The organism is Actinomyces bouchesdurhonensis, from assembly GCF_963540955.1.
Taxonomy (GTDB): domain Bacteria; phylum Actinomycetota; class Actinomycetes; order Actinomycetales; family Actinomycetaceae; genus Pauljensenia; species Pauljensenia bouchesdurhonensis.
Map to the genome: position 1 here is coordinate 1 of NZ_CAUTSL010000068.1, position 10,212 is coordinate 10,212.

General features: G+C 61.2%; 6 protein-coding genes. All 6 read right to left on the bottom strand.

All coding sequences use genetic code 11. The features are described 5' to 3' along the window. Nucleotides 1-641: 641 nt before the first annotated feature. Nucleotides 642-1,550 (bottom strand): Abi family protein, encoded by a 909-nt coding sequence (locus RYL44_RS09255; RefSeq protein ID WP_314975787.1) that lies wholly within the window; start codon nucleotides 1,548-1,550, stop codon nucleotides 642-644. A 271-nt stretch (nucleotides 1,551-1,821) separates the two neighbouring features. After that, on the bottom strand, nucleotides 1,822-4,062 hold the full coding sequence (gene brxL / locus RYL44_RS09260; protein WP_314975788.1) for a BREX system Lon protease-like protein BrxL: 2,241 nt from the start codon (nucleotides 4,060-4,062) through the stop codon (nucleotides 1,822-1,824). Continuing rightward, the gene (gene pglZ, locus RYL44_RS09265) at nucleotides 4,059-6,599 is read right to left on the bottom strand and encodes a BREX-1 system phosphatase PglZ type A (RefSeq protein WP_314975789.1); all 2,541 of its coding nucleotides are present in this window, start codon (nucleotides 6,597-6,599) and stop codon (nucleotides 4,059-4,061) included. Before pglZ ends, brxL begins: the two co-directional genes overlap by 4 nt. Further along, nucleotides 6,596-7,210 (bottom strand): hypothetical protein, encoded by a 615-nt coding sequence (locus RYL44_RS09270; protein WP_314975790.1) that lies wholly within the window; start codon nucleotides 7,208-7,210, stop codon nucleotides 6,596-6,598. Before RYL44_RS09270 ends, pglZ begins: the two co-directional genes overlap by 4 nt. Before the next feature lie 3 nt (nucleotides 7,211-7,213). Further along, on the bottom strand, nucleotides 7,214-8,485 hold the full coding sequence (locus RYL44_RS09275; protein WP_314975791.1) for an AAA family ATPase: 1,272 nt from the start codon (nucleotides 8,483-8,485) through the stop codon (nucleotides 7,214-7,216). A 61-nt stretch (nucleotides 8,486-8,546) separates the two neighbouring features. Beyond that, nucleotides 8,547-9,878, bottom strand: coding sequence for a BREX-1 system adenine-specific DNA-methyltransferase PglX (locus RYL44_RS09280; RefSeq protein ID WP_314975792.1), 1,332 nt, complete (start codon nucleotides 9,876-9,878; stop codon nucleotides 8,547-8,549). Nucleotides 9,879-10,212: the final 334 nt, after the last annotated feature.

Genomic DNA, 10,212 nt, shown 5'->3' on the forward strand with positions numbered 1-10,212 from the left:
GCACCCGGCGAACCCTGGGGGCACCCGGCGAACCCTGGGGGCACCCGGCGAACCCTGGGGGCACCCGGCGAATGCGCGGCACACCCGCATGGTTCCCCACAAATGTCGCACGTAATTCCCCTCCCCGTTATTCAAACTTTGAAATCTAACCGTTGCAATTCCAACGTTTTCTGGGCACATCGAAAACTGACCAAGGGAAATTACGTGCGAATTTTCGGGGAGTGGGGTTGTGCGCAAGTTGTTGACGGTTTGTTTATGCGGCTTTTGTCCAGGCCGCTTGGTGCAGTTCGTATTCGATGGGGGATTTGCCGCCGAGGCTGGTGTGCGTGCGGCGGCGCGTGGGGTGGCCATGCTTCGTTGCTGGCCGCTCCCGCGGTGTCGCGTGTGCGGCGCTGCTGCGTGCCGGGCGTTCCCGTCCTTGGGGGCGCGTCGGCGTGCCCCCAATCCTAGGACAAGGGGGTGGTGGCGTTCACTGTTCGGGTCGCTGTCGGACGAGGCCATGGTGGGTTTTTGGGGTGCGTGTGGGATGATTTTGGGGGGATTTATCAGACATGTTCGGCCACAGTCCTCGCCACATTGAGACGAAGTGGATTAAATGATGATTAACTGACACACGCGCCGCCCGACCCCTGCACGCCCATTCAGTGATTCGTGTCATATGTGCACGTCTGGGCAGGTCGCTGTACGGCAGACTGCCGCTCCCACAACGCAAGCCTCTCCCATCCCTCGGGAGCGCCAGTTCGAGAAAAGGGGACAATGTCATTATGCGGGAACGTATCAAGCAGCTGAGGCAGGCGACTGGCGGGAGATAAATCGAGCTGACGATGCAAGTATTGAATGAGCGACAACTGCCCAAAGGAACGATTTCTCACACCAGCCACCTCTTGCAGCCGCATATCATTACTGAACTTCGGCTTAATATCGAAAACACGATTAAACATACGCGCATGATGAGCGGCATAATTTCTTACAATATTCAGACACTTCAGCCACGATGCGAGCTGTGGAGCAGCAAGTCCACAGTCATCCGCAATGTCATGACGCACTTCCGTTGGAGAAAAGTCGTATAAGTACGACAACATCCCCCAGTCCATGATTTCAACGGCTGCCCAGATGGGCATGTCACCATGATAGTGTCGTCGATGATGCTCGACAAAGTCTTCTTTCGAAGAGTTTACAGCTCTTTCAAATTTCTCAACCCAAACCGCATGTCTACTACGACGACTCCCCTTATTCGATTGACGGGCATACGCACTTAGACGTGTCACATCTTGATAAATGAATGGGTCAACACTTCCCAGTCGATACCCAAGCATGGTACGGATCGCCATTTCAATACGATCCAATTCAGCAAATACGACATGACGGATGCGCTCGTCAAACTCGTATAGGTCGATGACCAAATCAAACGAAGCTCCATCGACAAACTCATCGTACGCCTGACCGGTATCTGGAGAAAAACGGCGCATGGGATACCAATACCCTGACAGTCGATAGTAGTTCAGTCGAGCAAGCTTCTCCTCTGCGCGCTCAACGTTATCGATACGCATCCCACGACTTCGTAGCAGCTCAACCTGTTCGGCGTAGGTTTTAAACACTTTCACGCGAGTCACGACACAGATCGCCTCTCCCGAATAGCAAGGACCGGCCCTGGACTCCCGCCGTGAGGCGGGTAGCGGAACCGGTCATGTTGCGTACAACAATACTCCTAAACAACGCGGGCACCACAACAAGCGCTAGTGATGCTCACCACTAGCTGCAAGCAAGTGGCCTGACTTTACTGTATTGACGGTGCACTCAGCGGCCAACATCGCCTCGCAACTAGACGATTGACACGCGGGGAGTTTCCTCCCTGCTGACGTTGATCGTGATCTCCTTCGTCCGCCGCAGGTGCGGGATCGCATAACGGGGGTCGAATTGCGATAGCGGCGTGTACGCGTCATAAACGTCCAGCCCGCGACCAAGATCGATCACCCAGCCGGTATCGGTCACGATGCTACGGTCGTGGAAGTAATCAACGATGCTCCAATCGATGACGATCCCGAACTGTCCCCACGACTGCTGCAACTGTTCGAACGTCGCTTCCTGCTTCGCGCGATAGTCGTCCTCATCGCTTGCACAGGTCTCGATAACAATGCGCGGCAGCCTTGCGGCGTCAGCATGCTGAATCAGCTGCAACAGAATCTCGTGCACGTTCCGGATTTGGTGAGGCTTCCGTATGTACGGATCGCGGATTCGAATCTCAGCCGCATCGAACAGGTACGGGAGCAGGATGTCCGGCATGGAATGCCCCATGCTCGGCTCGATCTTGTAGCGCCTGGGGATGGCGCGTGCTTTCAACAGGGCTCGACGATCAAAGACCGGCGAGGCCGACTTACTGTCTCCGCGTCCATCGGCAACAACGTCCGACTTCGGAAGACCGTCGGAAAGCTCTCCGCCAGCCCGTTGACCGCTCCCCTGCTCATCAGCATCGCTGCGAGACGTGAAGTACTGCGGATAGTCCAGCTCCTCCTGGGTGGGCACCGTGCACGCACGCGACACGTCGTAGCGGTCCTGGTCCACGTGTCCCAGCATGTACGTGAAGTGTGAGCCGGACGCAGCCATCGTATCATCGAGTCGGATGATCTGATCCTTGACGCGCTTACGCCCCTCGATCGCGAAGCGGAGCAGCTCCTCAAGCTCCTTAGGATCACCGTCGCGTGCAGGAAAGATGAGTTTCGCCAGGCCCGAGAACGTCTTTCGCACGGCGTCCTGATCGCGCTTCGACATGGCGGGATCCAGCGTCGCGAGGGTATCCAGGTCACCGGAGTAATCCAGGGTACGCAGGTGCCGCAGCGCCTCCGCCAGGTAATCGACAATGAGCCCGTACCCGCGCGAGAAGAGCTCGGGCCGCACGATGTCGACCTCCCATCCCGGCAGGTAGTAGTGGATGCGATCCATGTACGCGGTGTCGTGATACGCCTCGGGCAGGGCCTCGAAAAGGTCGGCGCTGGCCAGCATGGCGGGCACGGTCCGCGTCGTGTTGCCGACGAAGACCATCGAGGCCTCGGCCGTGATCGTGCTGTCGCCGCGCGAGAACGACTTGTTCGCGAGGTAGTTCTTGAGCGTGTCGACCAGACTGCGCTCCACGCGCTTGTGCCCGGCGAATTCATCGAAAGCAACGACATCCCAGTAGCCGACCAGACCGATGCGTCGGGTTGCGTTGTTAACGAAGAGCTTCGCCAGCGTCACCTCGCCGCCCGACACGAGGATGCCGTGGGGAGAGAACTCAGAGTAGATGTGCGACTTTCCGGTGCCCTTGGGGCCCAGTTCGACGAGGTTGTAGTTGCGTTCAACGTAGGGAATGAGGCGGGTCAGCTGGAAGAGTTTTGCGCGTCGGCTAAGCTTCGGCGGGTCGAGGCCGACCGAGGCGACGAGCAGGTCGATCCACTGGTCGGCGCTGAAAGAGGCGCGCCCCCGGCAGTAGCGCTCGAAATCGAAGCGCGGCAGCTGGATAGCTTGAAGGCGGGAGACGATCCATGGGCTGGATGCCTTCGCGCCGGTGTCTCCCGTCGACACGTATGAGACGTCGGCCATGCACCAGACGCCGCCGGTCAGGAGGCGGTCGTTCTCACGAACGGTCTCGTCGGATACCTGCGCGTTGGTGACCCCAAGATTTTCGAAGGACGCGTTGTATCGGTCGCGCGTATCGTCAAGGCTGACGGAGACTTTGTCGATGATTCGGTATTGTCCGGCTTCGTAGATGCGGGACTTGATGAGCTCGGAATCTCCTCGGTTGACGTAGTGCTTGGCGAGGATGCGACGGACGCTCTCGATGCCCTCGACAATGGCCGCTTCGCTCGTGGTCGCGCAGTACTGAGCAAGCAGGAATTCGAGCACGTAGGAGGGGACGATCGCGTTGCCCTTGACCTGGCCGACCAGGTCCTTTCGGACGATGAAGCCGTCGTATGCGCGCGCGGCGATCTCCTCGTACTCCGCGAGCTTTCCTCCCTCGCTGCCCCCGATCAGGGACGAGGCCGGGGAATCCTCGCGCTCATGCGCGTCTTCGGGCGAGATGCTCATAGGTCGAATCCTCCGAATGCTCCGAACCCATTATCGTTGAGGGTCAGCTCGTGGGTGGCGACGGGCTCACCGACAACTTGTCCGTGAACAGTCTTGTAGGCGACGATCCTGACGGCTTCACCGGAATGCCTCTCCAGCACCCCGTCGAAAAGGATAAGCTCGCTGCTCTGCTTGAGCGACACCTCGGAGCGCTCGCCCGCGTCCAGGGTGATGACGCGAGTGCTCGACAGCTGCTCACCCGACATGCTCTCGAGGCCGATCGTGACGGTGAGCGGTCGCCGCGTGGGGCTGATGGGCTCCTGCTGGATGACGCGGGGGCTGAATCGGTTGACCTTCAGGGACGTATCGTCGTAGTGCAGGGCGATGCCGACGTCGCGGACATCCACGGCGCCCCCGCTGCCCACCGACACCTCGATGACGGGGGTGGTGATTTCCTGGAGGGAGGCGCCGCCGTGGACGAAGCGGTTTCCTCGGCCCTGGGCGCGGATGCGGCGGGTGCCGTAGGGCAGGGCGACGCTCGGCCCGTCTGTCAGGCCGACGCTCGTTGCATCGAAGGCGACGAAGTCGTCCGTCGACTCCAGGTCCTTGCCGAGGACGTAGCGACGCTTCTTCACGGAGATGGAACGCCCGCGCGGGACGCCACCCTGTTTCGCGGTGTCATCGTTGGCGGGTTCGCTGTCCTGGAAGAGGAAGCCATGGTCGGCGGTCACGAGGATGCGGGTAATGTCCGCGGAAATGAGCTTGCCGACGAGGCCGGAGAGTTCTTCGATGGCGTGGTTGACCGCATTTGGGGTAGCGCTTTCCGAGGCCGCGTGATCACCGGTCGCGTCGATGACGTCGTGGTAGATATAGACGGCCGAGGCGCCCTTGAACTTCGAGCGCATCGACTTGACGGAGTCGCTCGCGAGCTCCTCGTAGGTGAACGCACGCCCGTCGGCATCTTCGAGGATTGCACGACGCGCGTCGATTCCCGACGTCGGTCGGCCGTCGGCCTCGACGATGACTTGGTCTTTGCCTCGTACGTTAAGGGTCAGCTCGCGATGCGGGAGCAGCGCGGCCATCCCGAGGGCGGTGATCGACGGCAGCATCGTGTACCAGGGGTTTACGGCGACCGCGCCGCGTCCAAGGGAGCGCAGGTGATCGGCGAGCTCGACGCCGGCCTCGTATCGGAGAGCGTCGGAGATGATAACGACGGTTCGCCTGTGGGAGCCGGCGACGAGGAGGCGGTGGAACGAGTCGATGCGCCCGCTGGACGGAGGAACGGAGATGTCCCATGTGCGCATGCCGCGCAGCGCGTCGTCCCACGTGCGCGAGAGGGGGCGCAGGTAGTCGTCGCGGTACGCGTTTTCGACGTGCCGGTCAAGGTCGGTGAGGACGTCGTCGACGTGAACGGCTCGGGAGGCGCGCACGTAGTGGCGGTACTCCTGGTCAATGGCCCACAGACCGCCGTCCGGGTCCGTGTAGCGGGCGAAGCCCTCGGCTGCGTCCGAGAAGGCGATACCCGGGAGGGCACGCAGGTGGGTGAGCAGACGCGCCCCCGCCCGCGCTGCATCCCACAGCGCCTCAGTGTCGTCGAACCAGAGGCCTTCGCGGCGCCTGCCGCGCTGCTCTTCGACCTGAGCGACTCCGACGGATCCGTCGACGATTCCGCGGACGAGGCGGGAGATGAGCTCTCGGTCAACGTTGGGCGTGGTCGTGTCGATGAGGAGGGCGTCGGTAGCCGCACCGTGCAGGGCGGCGCTGGCACCGGTGGCCTCGTCGACGCGCCTGGCCCACCGGCGGGCGTCGTCTCGCGTGGCCACGTCGCGGGTCCACATGCTGAAGTCGCGCTGAGCAGAGTTATGCCGGTGATCCCAGCCGTTCGCGTTCATGACGAAGAGCCAGGTCATGAGCGCGTCGAAGGTGTGGTCGCCGTCGTACCCCCAGATGGCGTGAGCGCCTTCCCAGAAGTACGCGTCGAGGCCCCACTTGAGGGCGTCGAGCGGGTTGTTCTGCGTCATGGATGCGAGCTTCGCGAAGAGGACGGAGAAGGACCGCTGCTGGGTCTTCAGCAGGACGGCGCTCATCGCGGCGAGGAAGGTCTTGCGATCGGATCGCTTGTCGGCGTCGCCGATGGCTCCGAGGTGCTTCTTGAGGTCGGCGACACGGGCGGTGGAGTTGAAGAAGGGAGCGTATTCGTCGATGACTGCGGCCAGCGAGGGGTCGACGCCGAGTTCGCGCACGAGGAGGGTCGAGGCGTCAGCCTTGAATGTGGGGTATCCGCATCGCACGTCGGCGAGGAGGTCTTCTTCGAGGGGCGGGAGCACACCTCCTCGGTAGAGAACGTAGCGGGACTTGGTGTCTTCGGCGAAGATGCGGAGCTTGGTTTCGAAGAGGTTGGCGTTGATGGTGATGAGGGTAGCCCCGTCGAGCAGTTCTCGGACGGCATCGAGGTCCTCGGCGTATTCGCCGTTGCGGTCCAACCACGTGACGATGCGCCCGTGCTCGAGCAGGGCGTTCAGTTCCTCTGCTAGCCGAGAGGCATCGATTCCGCTCATTGTGTGCTTCCTCCGAGTCGGTTGTGCAGCTCCGTCAGGCGCTCGAGTGCACGCCTGAGGCTATCGCTTTCGGCGGCGGCGCGCTCGATACTCCAGTGGTCCGTCATGAGGCGCTGTAGGTGTATCGCGTAGGCGGGACCAAAATCCAGCTCGCGTCCCTTTTCTTCGACAGCGTCCTTGAGCTTCGCTTCCTTCATCAAGCGGAGCAGGTATGGCTTGTGATGGGACGCGCGCGGCTTCACACTCGCCGCCGATCTGTTGCAGAACTCTGCGATGCCCTCCCGGTCCGCCAGGATCCACGACTCGATGCACTGGTCGACAATCCGGATGAGCAGATCGGGCGACTCACCCGGAGTTTTCGAGGAGAGCATCGAACGCACCGCCACAGGACAACCACCCTCGTCACAGTCAAGATCGCGGAAGATGACATGCGGAATAAACCGAGCGGCCTTCCAGTACTCCTTGATGTCCCTGTCGATCACACCCTTGCCGTTGGCCCTCGTAAAAGCGAATTCACCGTTGACCCATCCCGCCGCACGCATCAGGGCGTTGATGACCGGTTCGTCTGTCTCTCCCTCGACGATGACCTGGGCGAAGACGTAACCCTCCATCTCTTACAAGGTTCCCTGCGGAATCGTGCGACCGTTGACAGCATCGATGCCCTGCGACTTGGGCAGGCGAGCGCTAACGACGGCTTTGATGCGCGGGTCGTTCGACTCCGACAGCAGCTGACCCGTCGTCTCTCCGTTCTCCGAACGCAACATCAGGACCTGGCTGGGGAGCACCAGCTCGGAGTCAATGAGTTCCGGCGAGTGGGTGCTGATGATCATCTGCACGTCGCGGTTCATGGCGAACTCTGCCAGGAGCGAGGGGAGCGATCGGACGACGGAGGCCTGCAGGAAGGTTTCTGGTTCTTCGATGAGGACGACGCTCGTGTCGCGCGGTAGCGTCGCCAGGTCGAAGAGCAGGCCGAGCAGGCGCAGTGTTCCTTCGGAGAATTGCTCGTGCGAGTAGACGCCAGTCGCACCGCGCACGGGAGTATCGCTGTAGAACACGAGCTCTGTGCCGAGTCCCATGCGCTGGTAGGACAGGTTCGGGATCTCCGGAACTACCGCGGCCATGATCGGGCGAATGCGGTCAACCACGGCATCCAGCTGCTGATCCGAAAAGCGCCCCGCGTGCTGGAAGAAGCCGGTCCCGTGGTCCGGATCGTAGCGATCCGAGCGCTCGAGCATCTTCTTGGGATTCGGGTGGATGTAGCGGATGCCTGCGAGCATCTTACGAATGTACGATGCGGTTCTCGTTACTTGCTTTGCTCCACAATCGGCCGATACTTCTTCGCCATCTAGCAATAGCTTTTCATCTTTAACGAAAGCGCAGTCCACCACCGGGTATCCTGTCTCATCCTCCACTCCGTATTCAGAAGGAGGAGGAGCTACCTCCATCTTCGCTATGCTCTCCCAGGAAAACAAATCCCGTCTCGCCACACCGTGAGACTGGAGTACCCAAGGTTCTTCAAGCCGCATCAGCTCCGGAGGGAAGCCTGAATCCAACGGGTGCGTCAGCATCTCTTCATCGAAGAAGTCCCCAATCGGTATCGCCCTCCAAAGTGACAGATTGTAGGCAATCTGGTGTGTATCAACATCCACTGTCACACCGAAAGACGCTTCCTCCTTCCCCGAACGGAAGTATCGTTCCGTGCCACCCCACCGCTCCGAGGTGGCTGCCAAGCCGAACCGCGCGACATCGCTCAGAAAGCGCAGGGCGGCCAGCAGGTTGGTCTTGCCAGAGGAGTTGGGGCCAACGACGAAGAGACGCGAGGACAGGTCGAACTCGATGTGGGCGAAGTTCCGCCAGTTCGTGATGGCGATGTGCGTCAGCTTCACGTCGCGTCCTTTCGTTGCCAGACCGGGTGTCTCTCCAGTGTCCCACGGGGTGGGAACCCTGTCACGACCACCACACGTTGTTCTTCTTGATTTCTCCGCGAGCCCACTTCAGGTCGGACGCGATCCCCCTCTTGACGTCCGGCGTGGCGGCGCCGATTGCGGGCTGAGGCAGGTCGGCTAGGTCCGATCGCCAGCCGTAGGCGAGCTTGAGACGGTTGATGCGCACGCCGTCGTCCAAGTCCAGGTGGATGCGGCGCTGGGCGAGGGGCTGCAGGACCGAGTCGATGAATCCCTGAACCTCCGCGATCGTCGCGTCGATCTCCGCACGCTTCTTGTCAATGCGAGCACGCTCGCGATCGGACTTCCTATCGTTGCCCTTCACGGCGTCACGTTCGCGTCCGATAGCCTCCGATTCCGCCTTGAGTCGATCGACGAATGGGGCCGCGTACTTGGTGAGGACCTGTCCGACCGTGTCGGGCGTGTAGCGGTGCAGGTAGATGAGCGCCCGGAAGGTCCCCTTCGGGGACTCAAGAGACCAGTAGACCGGGCGCCCGCTGTAGTCCTTCTGATGATCGGCTGCGAAGGACTTCGCCATGTAGTCCTCGAGGGCCTGCTCGGGGTCGGCCGGGATCACCGGCGGGACGAACTCCGCGGTCGTGCTGCCAGACTTCACGGCCAGGCAGCGGGTGAGGAACTCAATGTTGTCGCCCAGATCAGAGACACCGAAGACAACTCGCAGCACGGCCTTGACACGGCGCGAGGCGTCGTCGTCAAAAGCACCGCCGGTGACGGGAATGATGCCGTCATCGTCGGGCTGCAGGCGCGGCTCGGCGACACGGGCACGGAAGTCGTCGAGGGACGACGCCTGGTCGGCCAGGACGAGGCCGGGCACGTCGACGCTGTAGCGGCCCATCGTGACGCCGATGGCCCAGGAGATGAGTTCACGGGCGCTGCGCTGGTAGTGCAGCCAGCGGCATTCGTCCTCACTGCGCTCGGGCGCTCCCTTCGTGGGAGCGAAGGCGAATCGCGGGTTGTAGGTGAGGGAGACGCGCGAGAGGGGGACATTGACCTCCACTTCGTCCGCGAGGCCGTAGACGTCGGCCCAGTAGCGGTTATTCTCCCTCTCCAGGCGTTGCGCTTCCTCTGCGGTCTCGCAGCTGCGACAGTACCAGTCGTCGAAGGCGTCCTGGAGCAGCGAGTGCCCACCGCGCAGGTAGGGCGGCCGAGCGAAGTCCCACGAGGTCTCACGCGAGTCCCAGTCAGCACGGAAAATGTCGATCAAGCGCTCAACACCCGCAGAATCGAAGGATTCGGGCTCGATCCAGGGGAGGTTCTTCACCTGACCAACCTCAAAGTGCGTCCCGGGCGCGATGGTCTCGAGGACGGTGGTCACTACTCTCGAGTTGGCATAACTCAGAACCTTGATCCGTTCAGATTCCACCGGAAACGCAGCTTGCCCAACATGGCTAAAGATACTTGAAGCCTCATACAGGCGGAACGACGGTTCACCACTAGAAACATTCGACCATGAAACACATGGACGGAAGTAGCAATCTGTTCCCTGGACACGAGTACCACATCCAGGATGCGACTCTATATAATGGTAATAGTCAGCACCATCGTCAACCCAATTTACTACGAGGTTTTGATTACCCCACCAACGTCTAAACTCTGGGCTATAGGCGCAAACGTGGTGCTTTAGACGGCGTGTCGTGGGTCTAGTGGGC